This is a genomic window from Mongoliibacter sp., assembly GCF_007692705.1.
Classification (GTDB): Bacteria; Bacteroidota; Bacteroidia; order Cytophagales; family Cyclobacteriaceae; genus Mongoliibacter.
Genome location: NZ_REBN01000157.1, coordinates 37,780 through 53,331 on the forward strand (window position 1 = coordinate 37,780; position 15,552 = coordinate 53,331).

Below are 15,552 nucleotides of genomic sequence, written 5' to 3' on the forward strand. Positions count from 1 at the left end.
TCCTTATATCCTATATCATTTGGAATCGTTTAATTTTAAGTCCATATCGATCGGGTTTAAATGAAGTATATCGTAACCGCTTTCTTTTTAGTTTATTCTTTTTTGTCACTGGGACAGCAAAGTTACACATTTGACCAATCCATTTCCATCATTTCCGGAGGAGTGAACGTTCCCATTCCATTCAGTCCAGGTATCAATGCAGCCCAATTTCAGGAAATGGATACCAATGGTGATGGGCAGGAAGAACTGGTGATTTGGGATATCAATTCTCGTAGAATTTTGGTTTTTGCGGTGGAAGAGGAAGGTTTTAGGTATCTGCCCGAAATGGCTTTCTACTTTCCTTCTGACGTCAATGGATTTTTGGTGTTGGCTGATTTTGACGGAAATGGGAAAAAGGATCTTTTCACTTCCAGTCCTTTTGGGATCAAAGCTTATAGAAATATCACGCCATCTGGAGCGCGTTTTCCCCAATGGGAAGTAGCCCAGAATTTTCTCCGCCTGGACAACGGATCCAATGTCACCGCCAACAATTTGGATACACCTCTTTTTATTGACATTGATGGGGATGGGGATTTGGATATCCTCACTTTCAATTTTGCGGTGGGCGACTACATAGAGTTTTACCGCAACACCAGCATGGAGCGCAAAGGTATTGCTGATATTGATGGTTTTGCCTTTCCCGAGGCGAGGTGGGGAGGTTTTGAATTCTGTGATTGTGGCACGTTCAGTTTCGGGGTTACCTGTGCTGGGATGCCGATTGGTACGGTTGAAGAAGAAATGCCCCAAGGAAGGATAGAACATGCCGGAGGGCATTCTCTGCTCTATGCGGACTTTGATGGAGATGGGAAGAAAGATCTGTTGATGGGACAGGATGAGTGCAATACCCTTTATTTTCTGCCTAATAAAGGAACAAACGACAGGCCGATATTCGATGAATTTTCTTTGGAAGTACCGGGTTTTGGTGACCTTCCCGAATTCCCCGTTTTTCACGCTTCCTACCTTTGGAAAGGGAATTTGCTTGTCAGTTCCTTGGCTTCTGGAACGGCAGGAACCTTTCAGGCAGATTATGCACAAAATATTTTTCGAAGTGAAGGTCAAAATGGCTTTGCACCTTTCCTTCAGGAAAGCCTTTTGGATTTGGGAGAAAACAGCAGGCCCTTTTTCAAGGGATTTGCTTCAGATGGGGAGCTGGTCGTTACAGCCAACTCATTTTTCAATGGTAAGGTAGTGGGTAAAGCCTATAGATTCATAATCAATGAAAATGAATGGATTTTGGAAGAGGATGATTTTCTAAACCTATCAGAGTTGGACCTATTGGATTTAAGGTATCAGGAATTCCAAACGCCCCAGGGAAAGACTACCTATTGGGTGACGGGAACGGATACCCTTAATTTTGCCTTGGTCAGGAGATTTTTTTACAGCGAAAGGGCAGATTTTTCGGAAAGGAAAGAAATTCAGCTTCCCTCCATTCAGGTTTTCCCCTTAGATCAGATTGAGCTATTTTCTTTTGAAGGAAGGAATTACATCTTATTGGCCAGACAAACCGGTGAATTGATTTTACTTAGTATTGATTTTGGCAGTGGAGAAGTAAGCTTAGAAGAAAAGCAATTTTTGGGCTTTTCGGATAATCCGGCCAACAGAAACCTGAATGTACATGTAATTCCGGGTAATAGTCCTTCTTTGTATGCGGTGGACCAAAGAGGGGTGTTGATCTATATTGCTGATTTTATGAATCAAAATCAAAGGGAAACTGTACAAATCAAAGGTCTTGGAGAAGGGGAGTTAAGACAAAGTAGGTTGGGAAGGATTACCAGTATTACTTCAGTCCCTAGACCTTTTGAAGATTCCAGAGATCTTATATTGGGTTCTTCGGGAGGAGGTTTGGAATATTTGAAGAATGAGGTTTCCCAGTTGATTCCCGGTGAAGAAATTCAGCTTAGGGTTTTTCCCAATCCATCCAATGGAATTTTTTCAGTACTCAGTTCCAAAAGATTGAGTATGCGGATGATTACCAGTATGGGACAGGTAATCACAGAATATCGGGAGATTCCCGCCAATAGCAATGTCACTTTCCAATTTGGGTTTTTAGCTCCCGGGGTCTATATCCTGGATTTTGTTTCCCAGGAGGGTGATCGGTTGACTAAAAAACTGATTGTCAAGAGGTGAATTTCTTAGGGTTTTTGGGATCAGAATAACGTACCCGATCAATCTTTCATTGGTAGCAAGAAGAAAGTTGGGATATCGACCACACATGAAGGCAAGGGTCAGAAAAGATAAATACCCAGCTTTAATTAAAATACCCCGCGCTATTGTTTCCTTTTGTCAATTTCGTGATTCATGGAAATGAGAACTTTCCTATCAATAGCTTTCATTTTCATTAGGAAATGACCTACTTTTCACATCTGAGATATAATTCTGCACAGCATTGGTCATAACCTCCTGAAGGTTGGCATACTGTCTGAGAAAGCGAGGTTTAAACTCCTGATTGATGCCTAGCATATCGTGGACTACCAAAACCTGCCCGTCTACGTCTCCTCCTGCACCGATTCCAATAACTGGAATAGTAACTGTTTCTGCCACCTTTTTAGCCAAAGAAGCTGGGATTTTTTCCAGAATGATGGCAAAGCAGCCACATTCCTCTAAAAGTTTGGCATCTTCAATCAGTTTATTTGCCTCTTCTTCTTCTTTTGCCCTTACGGTATAAGTTCCGAACTTATAAATACTCTGTGGGGTCAAACCTAAATGTCCCATCACTGGTACTCCAGCGCTGAGGATTCGAACAACAGACTCCTTGATTTCAGAACCACCTTCTACTTTGACAGCATGAGCACCTGACTCTTTCATGATTCGGATGGTGGAGCGCAGGGCTTCTGATGAGTTTCCCTGATAAGAACCGAATGGTATATCTACTACCACAAATGCACGCTTCACTGCTCTCACGACTGATGTTGCATGGTATATCATTTGATCCAAAGTGATAGGAAGGGTGGTCTCATGTCCTGCCATGACATTGGAAGCTGAATCCCCTACCAATATGATATCTATACCTGCTGCGTCCACGATACCTGCCATTGAAAAGTCATAGGCCGTAAGCATTGAGATTTTTTCCCCACGATTTTTCATTTCCTGGAGAATGTGGGTGGTAATTCTTTTGATATTGGATGATTGGTGTACAGACATTGGAAATCAGTGAAGGTGAACAGTTTTGTTTTTTGGGGATAAATCCACAGTTATGTGATCGTTGAGCGTGGTGGCAAGCTCTAAGCCGGTGTAATCAGGGGTGACAGGGAATAATTTGTGACTTCTGTTGACCAATACAGCCACTTCCATTTTTTTGATGGGTAGGTCTAGAAATGGCTTCAGTGCATAAACCAAAGTTTTCCCTGTATTGAGCACATCATCCACAATGATGATGCAGCGGTTAGTGAGGTCTATCTTTTCAGAGAGCATGACCTCTCCTCTGTAGACATCTTTTTTATCCAGATTGATTTCAAGAACCTTGGTTTGAATAGGAGAAATTTTCTCTAAAGACTCGGCCAAAAAACCTGCAAGCAGATGGCCCATTCCTGTAATTCCTGCAAAGACAATATTGTCCTCAGCGGCATTTCTTTCGTAGATTTCAAATGCCATCCTGGTGATCTTTTGCTTGATTTTGTTTTGGTCCAAGACCAAGGTTTTGTCGCTGCTCATATGGATAAATTGAAATCTGAATTTGTGGTCTGAAAATTAAGTTAATTGAAAATGGATTCAAAACATTGCATCCAAAGTTCTCTTCCTACCTGTGACTGTCTTCTTCATGTAGGATATTGACATAGCTCTCGTAACGGTAAGGGTGAATATATCCTTCTTCCATTTTTTCCAGAACTTTACAACCAGGCTCGTTGAGGTGCCTGCAGTTGTTGTATTTGCATTGCCCCAGGTATTGGCGCATTTCCACGAAATAATGTGAAAGTTCATATTGGTCAATGTCAAGGATACCGAACTCTTTGATTCCTGGAGTGTCTATTAGAAAACCACCTTCAGGAATTTCAAACATTTCTGCGAAAGTAGTGGTATGGACTCCTTTTGCACTGAATTTGGAAATCTCTTTGGTAGTCTGAACAGCAGAGGGTACCAGTTTATTCAAAATAGTGGATTTACCTACACCTGAATGCCCCGAAAGTAATGTGGTTTTGCCCTTGAGCATATCAGAAAGAGAAAGCTTGATGTCCTCATCTTCCAAAGCTGAAATTTCCAACACGGGATAGCCCAATGTGTCATAAATATCATGTATGTCTTGAAGAAAATCCAAATCCTTTGGTTTGTACTCCAGGTCCATTTTATTGACTATTATGCAAGCAGGAATCCTGAAACTTTCTGTACTTACCAAAAACCTATCGATAAAGCCTAGGGAAGTCCTCGGACTTCTGAGGGTGACAATCAAAAAAGCCTGGTCAATATTAGATGCGATGATATGTGAATGGTGTGCTTTTCGGGTTGATTTTCGGATGATATAATTCTCCCGGGGAAGTATGTCTCTGATGACAGTAGATTCATGATCTGCTTCATTTTCTAAAAGTACAATGTCACCCACGGCAATGGGATTGGTCAATTTGAGGTCTTCCTGTTTGAATTTCCCCCTGAGTCTGGCATTTTTGATGCCTTCGTCTGTTTGGACCACGTACCAGCTGCCGGTGGATTTGATGACTCTTCCTTGCATCTTTATTTATTGATTTCCAGTTTTAATAACATATTGCTCACCTGAGGTTATTTTGGATATTCCTGATTCATAATCCTATAACCTGGCTAAGTTTTCCAAAGTATGCATTACAGGCCAAGATTCTTCCAAAGCCATTCTTTTAATTTCTTCTGATTTTCCTCACTGCAAAGTTCAAGACTTTGGATATTTATAAACAACAATTTACTGTTCGACTCGCATCGATTGAGTTTTTTTTCAATATACCCATCCCATCTGTTGAATGGATGCAAAGATATAAAAGATGGCCTAGCAAAGTTTGTATTCCCGCTTTTGATCTCAAGATGATAGAAAAATGAAGCACAATTAAACTGTGAATTGTGCCGGAACTTATATTTGACTTGATTAGTAAGGATATCAGGATGTTTGTCGAAGTAATTTTTTAGGGTATTTTTATTGACCGCGTGAGGAGTATGGCTTGAAAAGAAATAACTCCATTTAAACCCAAGCGCTTTGGCACTGTTCCATTGGCCAATATGAAAAGAGGGTTTTGGCTGAAATGCTTTATTTTTCAAAAGCTTATGTTGCATCTTGGTATTCAATGCATTCCATAAGTTTCTCAGTACAGGCCGGACTAGCCACTTTCCTCGCATAACAGGTCTTCCCTCTAAGAATAAATCTTGTGGCTTAAGTGGTCTGATGACAAACATGTCATCACTGAGGTATATAAAGTTTTCCGACAAGTCTTTTATTTTCCAGAGTAAGGCTTCTATGGAACGGCTGTTGAAGGTGGGTAAAAATTCCAGGTGATCTCTGAAAATCTCTTTATGGTCAATTACCTGTACATCATTAACACGATCGGGGAAGGTTTTTTCAATATCATCTTGAATGTTGGGGTACTGACTGTCTGTAACAATAAAAATTTTCCTGATAAAAGGAGCAAATTTTAGTAGAGAAAGTGTGCTGTATTTCAATTCATTGGCGTTTCCAAATCTGGTCTTTTCAGCCCCTGGAATATACTTTCTGGTCTTACCCTTCAAGGCATTGTCCATTTTGGATTGATGAATAGGGTCATTTCCATCCACCCATGTAATTACAGCATCTATCGGTTGTTTACGTGTTGAATATGTCATGAGTACTAGACTATCCCTTTAAATCTATCGGGTATTTTGACAACTAGTTTCCATTTTAACATGGTGGGCTTATTCCATGCATAAATTGGTCTGGCGACACTTTGGAGCTTTCTAGCAATAGATAGCCATTTCTCCTCAGTTTTGGGTTTTGAATGAGTGATGATATCTATGGTTTTTGCCCTTTTTTTGATATGCCCTTCTCTTCCTGTAGCCATCCTGTCTTTGTCCAGGAACCTGTCCTGAATCATTTTATAATCTACAGATCCAAAGTGGAATAAGTACAAGTTGGGATCGATTCTGAAATTATGACCTTTGACCCGATGGAAGCCGGAACCCCAGTTAACAGGTTTGGCTATAACAGAAGGTTTGGTATACCTAGAAGAAATCAAGGCATAGGATCTCTGACCTAAAAAAGCCGCTGATTTGTCCAAAGTAGCTTCTTTATTCAAATCCTGACCGACATCGATGCCTAGTCCAGACACTGAGGGTTCAATAGGGATTTCGCTTAAGTATTGAGCGAGAGATTTACCATAGTTAGGGTCGACTAATAAAAATTCATCTGCATCTACACCAATGATCACATCATAAGTATTCAATAGTTTTTTGGCGACATCCGATAAGAAACCAAGTCTTCTTTTTTCCGCAGAAACGACATGTTCTACAACCCTTTTTTCATGAAAGACATTGACTTTACCTGCATTTTTGGGAACTGGCTGGTCTTCTCCATCCAAATAGATGTATAAGTTTTCTTTTCCTAGTTCTCTCCCATAATATTCTATCCAGCGGGTCAAAAAGAAATCATCATTTCTTGCCATGGTGATCGCAGCGATCTTTTTTTGAGGATTTATAGTGTCTGCCGGCATTAAAACTTAGTACTTTAGTCAACAAATGTAGCTTTTAATAAGCATTTTTTGAAACGCTTTGCAGCTTATTGGAATGTGCGGGATTGTATTTCGAATTGAGCGATTTCCAATCTGCTTTTTGGAATTCCATAAAAATTTAATTATCCTATAAGTTACTTGAATCTGATTAAGAGTTTTACAAAAAATATTATGAATGTAAAAAGCTTTTTTAAAAAGCATTACAACCGGATAAGATTTTACCTCTGTGCCTCAGAAAACCCTTTGTATATGGGTTTTTACAAATTTATCTACAGGCCACCATCAGGTACCCTTTCAGAGTTTCTGGATGTTTATTCAAAAAAGAATTCTCCTATCAAATTTATTCAGGTAGGTGCAAATGATGGTTTCATTCATGATCCGATCCAAAAATTCATAAAAAGAGATAATTGGTCAGGAGTCATGTTAGAACCTCAACCTGAGGTATATGAAGGCTGGTTAAAAAGAATCCATAAGCTTAGGCCAGAAGTAAAAACTGTAAATGCTGCCCTTTCTAATACAGAAGGCAAGGAAATCCTTTATACTGTTTCTTTTAGTTCAGATAGATGGGCGACAGGGCTTTCTAGTTTTAATAAAAATCAACTGATTCAAAAAATAGAGGATGGTACTATAGAAAATAAAGCTAGAAAAGCAGGGGTAGAACCCCCTAAGGACAAGTCAACGTGGATTGCAGAAAAGCAAATCAATACGGTCACGGCAGAAAAGGTTTATGAAATGCTAGATGGGGAAGATTTGGACCTGCTTGCAATTGATACTGAAGGTTTTGATTTCGAGATTTTAAAAATGTTTGATTTGTCAAAAATAATGCCTGATGTGATCATTTATGAGGAGGAACATTTTGATCAAGCCACAAAAGAAAGCTGTAAAAACTATTTGACAGAACATGAATATGTTTATCATCAGGTGGGGAGGGATGCATATGCGGTAAAGAAAGGTTTAAAAATATAAATGCCCTGAAGGCAACTCCAGGGCATTTGAAAATTGAAATTAATTCAATCAGTTTTTGCTTAAGTATTCAGCAACGCCTTCTCTTGTAGCAGACATTGCTTCTTTGCCTTCTGCCCAATTAGCTGGACATACTTCACCGAATTTTTCAACATGGTGCAATGCATCTACCAACCTGATCATTTCATCGATATTTCTTCCTAGTGGAAGATCATTGATGGTTTCTTGTCTTACCACACCTGCTTTATCAATCAAGAATGTTCCTCTGTATGCTACAGGGGCACCTTCGAATGTAAGGTTACCTTCTTCATCGTAGTTCCACTCACCTGCCAACACACCGAAGTTGTGCGCAACTGTTTTGGAAGCATCAGCTACAAGTGGATAAGTAACGCCTTCTATACCGCCGTTTGCTTTTGGTGTCATCAACCAAGCTAAGTGCGTTTCTTCAGTATCTGTTGAAGCGCCTACTACAGCAACGCCTCTTTTTTCGAATTCAGCAAGCTTTTCTTGGAATGCAAGAATCTCAGTTGGACACACGAAAGTGAAATCTTTCGGATAGAAAAAGAAGACAACTTCTTTGTTTCCTATATACTGGTCTAGAGAGAATCCTTCAACGATCTCTTCGCCATTGATAACGGCAGGAACTGAGAATAAGGGTGCTTTTTTACCTACTAGTGACATAATGTAATTTATTTATTTGAATTAAATTTTTATTGTTTTTTTCTTCCTTTGAATACGATAGAGACATCTTCAATCTCAAAATCATTAAGTCTTTGTTTAGAAATAAAGTTTTGAAGCATTTTCTCCAACTCCTCATTTCTAAAGTCTCTGATTTCATGTGTTTCTTTGCAATAGAGATGGCTATGTGCATCTATAATGGCATCAAAGCGCATAACTCCATTCTGATCCATAAATTTCTGGATCAATCCATTTTGAACAAAACTGTCAAGTGTTTTGTAAACAGTCCCTAGAGAAAGACTTGGATTAGCCAACTTAATGATCTCAAAAACTTGATCAGCAGTAGGGTGAGAATCCGCCTGATATAAGGCATCATAGATCACCCATCGTTGATGAGTGAATTTCAACCCGCTGTTCGTGATTTTGTTTTTGATGAATTCAGTCGTCATACTTTTTAAATAAGAATGATTCTTATTTGATAATTACTCTACAAAGATAATTATTGGCTTTTGTCTTATCAAACATTTTTAAGAATTTTATTTCGTAATCGATTGCATTTAATATTATAATCAATTTATTATTTTTTAATATAGCGTATATGATTAAAATAATTCTGATAAAATAACTTTAATCAAGTGTTTAGGTGTGTAAAATCTCTAAAAATCAGTTATAAGTTTTTCTCAATGGAAAGTATTCTGGGAATTTTTTATTTAAATTAGTAAGCAAAATGTCAATCTCCCGAATTCAGTAATATCCTCATGATTAAAGTGTTATTTGTTTGCCTTGGCAATATATGCAGGTCACCTCTTGCGGAAGCTATTTTCAACCATAAAGTGAAAAACCTCGGACTGCAACAAAAATTAATATGCGATAGCTGTGGAACTTCAGACTATCATATTGGAGAGTTGCCAGACGAGAGGACTCTTGCATGTCTTGAAAATCATAAAATAGCGATCAATCATAGAGCAAGAAAATTAAATAGAGTTGATATCAGGGAGTTCGACTATCTTATTGCTATGGATCAATCCAATAAGGAAAACATTGAACAATTGATTTTCAAAAATTCCCTAAAACATAATAATGTATACTTAATCAGAGAATTCCAACCTGATACAGATAACCTGGATGTTCCAGATCCTTATTATGGCGGACAAGATGGCTTTGAAAATGTGTATCAGATTTTGGATGATTCCATTGATCGCTTTTTAGAGCATATCAAAGTGGAGCATCAGGAATATGTTTGATAATTCAGAATTTTTTGAGAAAGTAGTTTTTTTAAGTTTGGGGAAAAGAGTTCCCATCAGTCAAGCAAAACTCATTGCTGCTGGAAATATCAATCAAGGAGTATTGTTGGAAGCCAGAGATGCCAAGTTTTTTCTGAAAATCAACTTCGAATCCAGTGAAGATATTTTTGAAAAAGAGGCGGAGGGTCTGAAGTCTCTCAGTCTAAATACACCACTACAGGTCCCTAAAGTACATGGTTCTGGCAGAATTGGAGATCAAAATTTTCTGTTAATGGATTGGGTGAAATCTGACAATACCAGTCCAAGCTATTGGAAGGAATTAGGTATGGGCTTAGCACAACTGCACATGGCGACAAGATCTGAATTTGGATACCATACTGACAATTATATCGCCTCCTTGGTCCAAACTAACAGTTATAAGGCTTCCTGGACTGATTTTTTTGTTGAGAATAGACTGGAGCCAATGATGGGAAAAGCTTATTATGAAGGTTTGGTTTCTTTGGAGTATTATAAAAGATTTCAGCAGATTTATCCCTTGCTGCAGTCTATTTTTCCAAATGAAAAGCCTTCGTTATTACATGGTGACCTCTGGTCGGGAAATGTCATGAGAGGTTTAAAAGGAAGTCCTGTATTGATTGATCCGGCAGTTTACTATGGACATAGAGAAATGGACTTGGCATTTTCGAAATTATTTGGGGGTTTTGATGATGAATTTTATGAGGCTTACAACACTTTATTTCCTCTAGAGCCGGATTTTGAAGAGAGGGTGCCGATTTATAACCTTTATCCACTTTTGGTCCACTTACTTTTATTTGGAAAAAGCTACCTGGCAGGAATTGAAAAGACTGTAAATAGACTTTTAGGATAAAGGTGTCATGACCGTTTGGAATGTAGCCCTGGTAACTTGTTCCAAAAGTACATTTCTGTTTTTGATGCAATCCTCCACCAGTGCGGAGTGAGGATTTTTGATAGTAAGGAGCTGTAATCCCTCATTGTACCGAATTTCAAAGTCATCTTGAAGTTTTTCGATCAGTTTTTCGAGTTTGAATACTTCTTTGTCTATGACAATAGAGATGCTGATTGCCGAGTTTTGTAAAAGGTTTACCCTGAGTTTAAGTTTTTCTAACTCAGCAAAGACTTTGTGGATATGGGATTCATTGATAAATGTAAAATCTGTCACTTTAAAACTGACCAGTATTTGTTCGTCTTTTACCACCAGGCAGGGAATTTTATTTATTACAGGCACATGATGGATTTTAGTTCCACTGGCCTCCGGATCAAGAAATGACTTGACGAAAAGTGGGATAGAATGATTGGCTAGGGGCTTGATAGTTTTGGGGTGTATTACAGATGCACCGTAATATGTAAGTTCGGCGGCCTCTCTGTAGTCCAGTTCATCAAATTTCACTGTATTGTTGAATCTTTTGGGATCGGCATTCAAGACTCCTGCCACATCTTTCCAAATGGTAACGGAATTGGACTTCAGGCAGGTGGCAAAAATCGCAGCAGAGAAATCAGAGCCTTCGCGCCCCAAAGTGGTAGTTTTCCCTGTATTACTTTGACCGATGAAACCCTGTGTTAAAACCGGAAACTGCATCAACTTGGGTAAAAGGTATTTTTGGATCTTCTGCTTGGTCTTCTCCCAGTCTAATTTTGCAAAGCGGAAATCCTCATTGGTCACAATCAATTCCCTGGCGTCTTGCCAAAGACAAAACAGCCCTTGGTCACATAGGTATTCTTGAATAATACGCGATGCAATGAGCTCTCCAAAGCTAATGATGCCATCATAAGCTTCATCGTAGTTATCTTTGTTGATTTGTCGGTCCAAGGTCCGTGTAAGCTTCAGGAATAAATTCTCAATCCCGGAAAAAATAGGATGAGACTGTGCGAATAAACCATTACAGATGTTCAGATGGTAATTTTTTAAAATTGTAATATTCGAAGAATAGTCTTCATGGATGAGCTTTTTGTTAAGTATGACTTCTAAGGCATTTGTGGTTTTTCCCATGGCCGAAACCACAATTACAGTATGATTTCGCAATCGATTGTGCAAAATTTTGGATAAGTTTTTAACTGAATCCGCATCTTTGGTCGAAGCCCCTCCAAATTTGAAAATAAAAGTTTTTGCCATAAAAATTAATTTGTAATTTTCGAAAGATATAAATCCTAAATATAATTTTTCTAATATTCATGAAAATTAAACAATACACTCCGGACAAGTCTGGTCTTGCCTATTCAGTGGGAGTCACTTTGGACAGATTCATTAAGATCAAACAAGAAGATTTTCCATTTGCCTCAGGCGAATTGTCGCAATTGCTCAGAGATATTGCGTTGGCATCAAAGATAGTAAATCGTGAAACCAATCGCGCAGGACTTGCCAATATAGGAGGTGCATTTGGTCAGACAAACGTACAGGGAGAAGAACAGCAGAAGTTGGATGTCATTGCGAATATCCGTTTTATGCGCGCCTTGTCAAAAGGCGGTGAAGTCTGTGCCATTGTTTCCGAAGAAGATGATGAGGTGATTGACCTGCAAAATAAGTCGGGAAAATATGTTGTGGCTATAGACCCTTTGGATGGTTCCTCTAATATTGATGTGAACATTTCTATAGGAACCATATTTTCCATTTACAGAAGGGTGACACCAGTGGGTAGCCCTATTCAAATTGAAGATATTATGCAGGCAGGGGCCAATCAGGTGGCTTCAGGATATGTGCTGTATGGATCGTCTACCATGTTGGTATACACTACAGGGCACGGTGTGAATGGCTTTACCTATGAGCCTTCATTGGGGGAGTTCTTCCTTTCCCATCCTGACATGAAAGCACCCAAAGATGGTAAGATTTACAGTATCAATGAGGGTGCTTATAATCACTTTGACGATGGTTTGAAATCATATATCACCGAATGTAAAAAAAGAGAATACAGTGCAAGGTATATTGGCAGTTTGGTTGCAGATTTTCATAGAAACCTTCTGAAAGGAGGGATTTACATCTATCCAGGCACCAATAAAGCGCCTAATGGAAAGCTTAGGCTTTTGTATGAAGCGAACGCACTCGCTTTCATCGCCGAGCAGGCAGGTGCTAAGGCTACAGACGGTAAACAAAGGATTTTGGAAATTGAACCTAGCTCGCTGCATCAAAGGACTCCTCTATATATAGGGTCAAATGTAATGGTGGATGAAGTTGAGTTTTTTCAGAAAAAAGCACTATCAACTGTCACTCAATAAATCAAAAAGGCTGTCAATTCTGTTGACAGCCTGTTGTTTTTTTACTTACTATATTTCTTCCGAATTTCTATTTTTTGGACTTGTCGGTCAATCATAGCTCTTGTCAGTTCCTCAGCCATATTTTCTGGAGGAGACTCATGGAGGATTTTTTTCAGTTTTTCCTCACCAATGTCTATACGATAGCAAATTTGTAACAAACGTTCAAATTCTCTGTCCAACATCCGGTGCACAATGGGAACTAAAAGACGGAAAAGGGAATCCTCATCAGCCACTTTAGTCTCTACAGGTAAATCAAAATCCTTTTTAAGAATACTGAGTACTTCTTCCGCTACCATGTGATTTCAAGATCAAATAATTCCTTTTATTCGGAGGAATTATCTTCTTTCTGATTTTCTTCTGAATCTTCCGTTTCTTGGAGTGCTTCAGGAGCATGTGTTCGTATGATTTTGTACCATGCTACCAGTTTTTTGATGTCTGAGGGATACACTTTGCTTTCATCATATTCTGGAAGAACGTGCTTCAAAAATGACCTTAGCTCTTCAGCATCGGCTCCGTTTTCAAGCCCAAGGTCTCCTTCAAACTCCTTTTCAATAGTAGCCATCACATCTTTAAGTGCTGTGGCTCCTTCTTCATTCATGGTATAAATGGAAATCTCGGCAAGAATACTTACCCTATGGCTGGCACCTACTACGAGTTTGGACTTCTTTTCGTCAAGACTTTCCAGAATGACCCCACCTTTGGTAGGTTTTAATATTTTGTACAATCCAGGCTTGCCGGATACAGTTGCTATTTCATTAAAATTCATAAACTATGCTGTTTTGCGGCTACAAATATAGAACATACCTTTTAATGCCCAAGGTTTACTAGAGGCTATCATAATATTCAGTGACTTCATTTTCTATAAACTCCAAGACATCCTCCTTACCTTCAGCATTTTGTGCGGAAGTGATAAAATACTGGGGAGCCTCACCGAAAATTCTGACACATTCTTCCAAAAACTTATGAACAGACTGGTTGGTTTTCGATTTTCCTTGCTTATCGGATTTTGTAAAGATGATAACAAACGGAATTTCATTTTGTCCACACCAAGTAATAAATTCCAAATCTATTTTTTGCGGTTCCAATCTACTGTCTACCAAAACACAAAGCGCTACCAGATTATCCCGATTCGTCAGGTAGTCACTGATCATTTTTTCCCAGGTATTTTTAATGCCTTTGCTGACTTTTGCAAATCCATAGCCAGGTAAATCTACCATATACCATTTGTCATTGATGTCAAAATGGTTAATCAATTGGGTTTTTCCTGGTCTACCGGAAATCTTCGCCAAGCTTTTATGGTTGGTCAGCATATTGATCAAAGAGCTTTTTCCAACATTAGACCTGCCTATAAAGGCAAATTCAGGTTTGGTCGGAGCTGGGCATTTTTTATAATCTGTGTTGCTAATGACAAATTTTGCGTACTTGATCATGATCTATATATTTTTTGTAAAGGTAAGTCTTTTGTTTCAATTACAGATTGTGTTGATGTCTAGTCTTCTGCTTACTTTAGGGCGACTTTAATTCATTACTTATCAACATTTTTCATATGCTCGGGTTTACTTAGTAATATTGCACAATTAAATAAAGACCAATGTCAGTAGTACCGTATAAAGACAAGCAAGAAGGAAAGAAGGAGCAGGTTGCTGAAATGTTCAATAACATCAGTAAGAAATATGATTTTTTAAATCATTTACTTAGCCTTGGAATAGATATTATCTGGAGAAAAAAGGCCATTAAACACCTGAAAAAAGATCAACCTAAGTTGATTTTGGACATTGCCACAGGAACGGGTGACTTTGCTATAGAGGCACTTGCCCTTAATCCGGATAAGGTTATTGGTGTGGATATTTCTGAAGGAATGCTCAATGAGGGGAGAAAAAAAATGAAGAAGCGAAAGCTGGACCACATCATTGATATGCAGCTGGGCGATTCTGAGAAGTTGTTGTTTGAGGATAATAAGTTCGATGCTGTCATCGTTTCTTTTGGAGTTAGAAACTTCGAAAATCTTGAAAAGGGATTGGCAGATATGTATAGGGTACTACGTCCAGGTGGTAAGACAGTGATCGTGGAATTTTCCAAACCAAAGAAATTCCCGATGAAGCAAGGATATAATTTTTATTTCAAATATATTTTGCCTCAAATCGGTAAACTTGTATCCAAGGACAATTCAGCCTATACTTACCTTCCAGAATCCGTACAGGCATTTCCGGATGGAGATAATTTCCTGGCAATTTTGGAGAAAGTTGGCTTTAAACACACAAAATGCAAACCATTAACATTCGGTATAAGCTCAATTTACATTGGAGAAAAGTAGTCCTTTTTGCAATAGGGATTACACTTCTTGGCAGTGAAGGTTTTGCTCAGGCAAGATTTAATACTATCAGTAGGGCAGGCCAAGATGACAAATTATTGTCTTATGGTTTCTTCCTTGCAGGTCATACCAATTATTACCAAATGAAGTACTCTGATGCTTTTTTGGATCCTAATAATGCTTCAGCTTCAAGAGTGAGAAGTATTGTTCCTGTATTTTCTCCAGGATTTTCACTGGGTTTCTTGGCGGTATTTCGTGTTCATGATCAGTTCAATATCATGCTGACCCCTAAAATTGGGTTTTACGAGTTTAGGACGGATATAAATTATTTCACTGATAGTGCAGTTCCCGAGCCTGGAAATGGTCAAGCTACTCCTTTTGTGCCAACCAATGATGTAGC

The 15,552-nt window shown here is 38.7% G+C and carries 17 protein-coding genes and 1 pseudogene; 7 read left to right on the forward strand and 11 right to left on the reverse strand.

The genetic code is table 11. From position 1 onward, the window contains the following. Positions 1 to 60: 60 nt before the first annotated feature. Complete coding sequence (locus tag EA341_RS09885) at positions 61 to 2,166, forward strand: T9SS type A sorting domain-containing protein (protein ID WP_293013572.1); 2,106 nt, start codon at positions 61 to 63, stop codon at positions 2,164 to 2,166. Positions 2,167 to 2,358: 192 nt separating this feature from the next. On the opposite strand, the gene panB is transcribed toward EA341_RS09885, so the two are convergent. From panB to EA341_RS09910, 5 genes are all read right to left on the reverse strand, one after another. Next, positions 2,359 to 3,180, reverse strand: a complete 822-nt coding sequence (gene panB / locus EA341_RS09890; protein WP_293013574.1) for a 3-methyl-2-oxobutanoate hydroxymethyltransferase — start codon at positions 3,178 to 3,180, stop codon at positions 2,359 to 2,361. Positions 3,181 to 3,186: 6 nt separating this feature from the next. Beyond that, positions 3,187 to 3,690, reverse strand: a complete 504-nt coding sequence (locus tag EA341_RS09895; protein ID WP_293013576.1) for a phosphoribosyltransferase family protein — start codon at positions 3,688 to 3,690, stop codon at positions 3,187 to 3,189. 85 nt (positions 3,691 to 3,775) lie between these two features. Beyond that, positions 3,776 to 4,699 carry a ribosome small subunit-dependent GTPase A gene (rsgA, locus tag EA341_RS09900; protein WP_293013578.1) on the reverse strand — a complete coding sequence of 308 codons (924 nt, stop codon included), beginning with the start codon at positions 4,697 to 4,699 and terminating at the stop codon, positions 3,776 to 3,778. A 107-nt stretch (positions 4,700 to 4,806) separates the two neighbouring features. Continuing rightward, a complete protein-coding gene (locus tag EA341_RS09905) occupies positions 4,807 to 5,808 on the reverse strand; it encodes a Stealth CR1 domain-containing protein (protein WP_293013580.1) in 1,002 nt (333 codons plus the stop codon). Between the two features lie 5 nt (positions 5,809 to 5,813). After that, the gene (locus EA341_RS09910) at positions 5,814 to 6,671 is read right to left on the reverse strand and encodes a glycosyltransferase family 2 protein (protein WP_293013583.1); all 858 of its coding nucleotides are present in this window, start codon (positions 6,669 to 6,671) and stop codon (positions 5,814 to 5,816) included. A 267-nt stretch (positions 6,672 to 6,938) separates the two neighbouring features. Between EA341_RS09910 and EA341_RS09915 the strand changes: the two genes are divergently transcribed. Continuing rightward, complete coding sequence (locus EA341_RS09915; protein WP_293013585.1) at positions 6,939 to 7,655, forward strand: FkbM family methyltransferase; 717 nt, start codon at positions 6,939 to 6,941, stop codon at positions 7,653 to 7,655. Between the two features lie 48 nt (positions 7,656 to 7,703). Here the strand turns inward: EA341_RS09915 and EA341_RS09920 are convergent, their stop codons facing one another. Then, positions 7,704 to 8,333 carry a peroxiredoxin gene (locus tag EA341_RS09920; RefSeq protein WP_293013588.1) on the reverse strand — a complete coding sequence of 210 codons (630 nt, stop codon included), beginning with the start codon at positions 8,331 to 8,333 and terminating at the stop codon, positions 7,704 to 7,706. A 29-nt stretch (positions 8,334 to 8,362) separates the two neighbouring features. Further along, positions 8,363 to 8,779, reverse strand: a complete 417-nt coding sequence (locus tag EA341_RS09925; RefSeq protein WP_293013591.1) for a Fur family transcriptional regulator — start codon at positions 8,777 to 8,779, stop codon at positions 8,363 to 8,365. Positions 8,780 to 9,088: 309 nt separating this feature from the next. Here EA341_RS09925 and EA341_RS09930 point away from each other — a divergent pair, with 309 nt between their 5' ends. Both EA341_RS09930 and EA341_RS09935 read left to right on the forward strand, forming a co-directional pair. Then, positions 9,089 to 9,574 carry a low molecular weight protein-tyrosine-phosphatase gene (locus EA341_RS09930; protein WP_293013593.1) on the forward strand — a complete coding sequence of 162 codons (486 nt, stop codon included), beginning with the start codon at positions 9,089 to 9,091 and terminating at the stop codon, positions 9,572 to 9,574. Then, a complete protein-coding gene (locus EA341_RS09935; protein WP_293013597.1) occupies positions 9,567 to 10,442 on the forward strand; it encodes a fructosamine kinase family protein in 876 nt (291 codons plus the stop codon). The genes EA341_RS09930 and EA341_RS09935 overlap by 8 nt, the downstream gene beginning before the upstream one ends. Here EA341_RS09935 and EA341_RS09940 read toward each other — a convergent pair. Next, entirely contained in the window at positions 10,434 to 11,705 is a 1,272-nt protein-coding gene (locus EA341_RS09940; RefSeq protein WP_293013600.1) for an aspartate kinase, read from the reverse strand. The genes EA341_RS09935 and EA341_RS09940 overlap by 9 nt on opposite strands. Before the next feature lie 59 nt (positions 11,706 to 11,764). Here EA341_RS09940 and fbp point away from each other — a divergent pair, with 59 nt between their 5' ends. Further along, complete coding sequence (gene fbp / locus EA341_RS09945) at positions 11,765 to 12,802, forward strand: class 1 fructose-bisphosphatase (protein ID WP_293013603.1); 1,038 nt, start codon at positions 11,765 to 11,767, stop codon at positions 12,800 to 12,802. A gap of 41 nt (positions 12,803 to 12,843) precedes the next feature. Here the strand turns inward: fbp and EA341_RS09950 are convergent, their stop codons facing one another. From EA341_RS09950 to yihA, 3 genes are read right to left on the reverse strand one after another with little or no spacing between them, the layout of a single operon-like run. Next, entirely contained in the window at positions 12,844 to 13,137 is a 294-nt protein-coding gene (locus tag EA341_RS09950; RefSeq protein ID WP_293013606.1) for a hypothetical protein, read from the reverse strand. A 26-nt stretch (positions 13,138 to 13,163) separates the two neighbouring features. After that, complete coding sequence (locus EA341_RS09955; protein ID WP_293013609.1) at positions 13,164 to 13,607, reverse strand: DUF5606 domain-containing protein; 444 nt, start codon at positions 13,605 to 13,607, stop codon at positions 13,164 to 13,166. A 58-nt stretch (positions 13,608 to 13,665) separates the two neighbouring features. Then, positions 13,666 to 14,271 carry a ribosome biogenesis GTP-binding protein YihA/YsxC gene (gene yihA / locus EA341_RS09960; RefSeq protein WP_293013612.1) on the reverse strand — a complete coding sequence of 202 codons (606 nt, stop codon included), beginning with the start codon at positions 14,269 to 14,271 and terminating at the stop codon, positions 13,666 to 13,668. A gap of 161 nt (positions 14,272 to 14,432) precedes the next feature. Here yihA and ubiE point away from each other — a divergent pair, with 161 nt between their 5' ends. Further along, on the forward strand, positions 14,433 to 15,155 hold the full coding sequence (gene ubiE / locus EA341_RS09965) for a bifunctional demethylmenaquinone methyltransferase/2-methoxy-6-polyprenyl-1,4-benzoquinol methylase UbiE (RefSeq protein WP_293013614.1): 723 nt from the start codon (positions 14,433 to 14,435) through the stop codon (positions 15,153 to 15,155). Then, positions 15,104 to 15,552, forward strand: a pseudogene (locus EA341_RS09970) (PorT family protein); the annotation flags it as partial. The gene ubiE and the pseudogene EA341_RS09970, both read left to right, overlap by 52 nt.

Coding starts and splice junctions, on each gene's coding strand:
- EA341_RS09885 (WP_293013572.1), top strand. CDS start 61: ATGAAGTATATCGTAACCGCTTTCTTTTTAGTTTATTCTTTTTTGTCA.
- panB (WP_293013574.1), bottom strand. CDS start 3,180: ATGTCTGTACACCAATCATCCAATATCAAAAGAATTACCACCCACATT.
- EA341_RS09895 (WP_293013576.1), bottom strand. CDS start 3,690: ATGAGCAGCGACAAAACCTTGGTCTTGGACCAAAACAAAATCAAGCAA.
- rsgA (WP_293013578.1), bottom strand. CDS start 4,699: ATGCAAGGAAGAGTCATCAAATCCACCGGCAGCTGGTACGTGGTCCAA.
- EA341_RS09905 (WP_293013580.1), bottom strand. CDS start 5,808: ATGACATATTCAACACGTAAACAACCGATAGATGCTGTAATTACATGG.
- EA341_RS09910 (WP_293013583.1), bottom strand. CDS start 6,671: ATGCCGGCAGACACTATAAATCCTCAAAAAAAGATCGCTGCGATCACC.
- EA341_RS09915 (WP_293013585.1), top strand. CDS start 6,939: ATGGGTTTTTACAAATTTATCTACAGGCCACCATCAGGTACCCTTTCA.
- EA341_RS09920 (WP_293013588.1), bottom strand. CDS start 8,333: ATGTCACTAGTAGGTAAAAAAGCACCCTTATTCTCAGTTCCTGCCGTT.
- EA341_RS09925 (WP_293013591.1), bottom strand. CDS start 8,779: ATGACGACTGAATTCATCAAAAACAAAATCACGAACAGCGGGTTGAAA.
- EA341_RS09930 (WP_293013593.1), top strand. CDS start 9,089: ATGATTAAAGTGTTATTTGTTTGCCTTGGCAATATATGCAGGTCACCT.
- EA341_RS09935 (WP_293013597.1), top strand. CDS start 9,567: ATGTTTGATAATTCAGAATTTTTTGAGAAAGTAGTTTTTTTAAGTTTG.
- EA341_RS09940 (WP_293013600.1), bottom strand. CDS start 11,705: ATGGCAAAAACTTTTATTTTCAAATTTGGAGGGGCTTCGACCAAAGAT.
- fbp (WP_293013603.1), top strand. CDS start 11,765: ATGAAAATTAAACAATACACTCCGGACAAGTCTGGTCTTGCCTATTCA.
- EA341_RS09950 (WP_293013606.1), bottom strand. CDS start 13,137: ATGGTAGCGGAAGAAGTACTCAGTATTCTTAAAAAGGATTTTGATTTA.
- EA341_RS09955 (WP_293013609.1), bottom strand. CDS start 13,607: ATGAATTTTAATGAAATAGCAACTGTATCCGGCAAGCCTGGATTGTAC.
- yihA (WP_293013612.1), bottom strand. CDS start 14,271: ATGATCAAGTACGCAAAATTTGTCATTAGCAACACAGATTATAAAAAA.
- ubiE (WP_293013614.1), top strand. CDS start 14,433: ATGTCAGTAGTACCGTATAAAGACAAGCAAGAAGGAAAGAAGGAGCAG.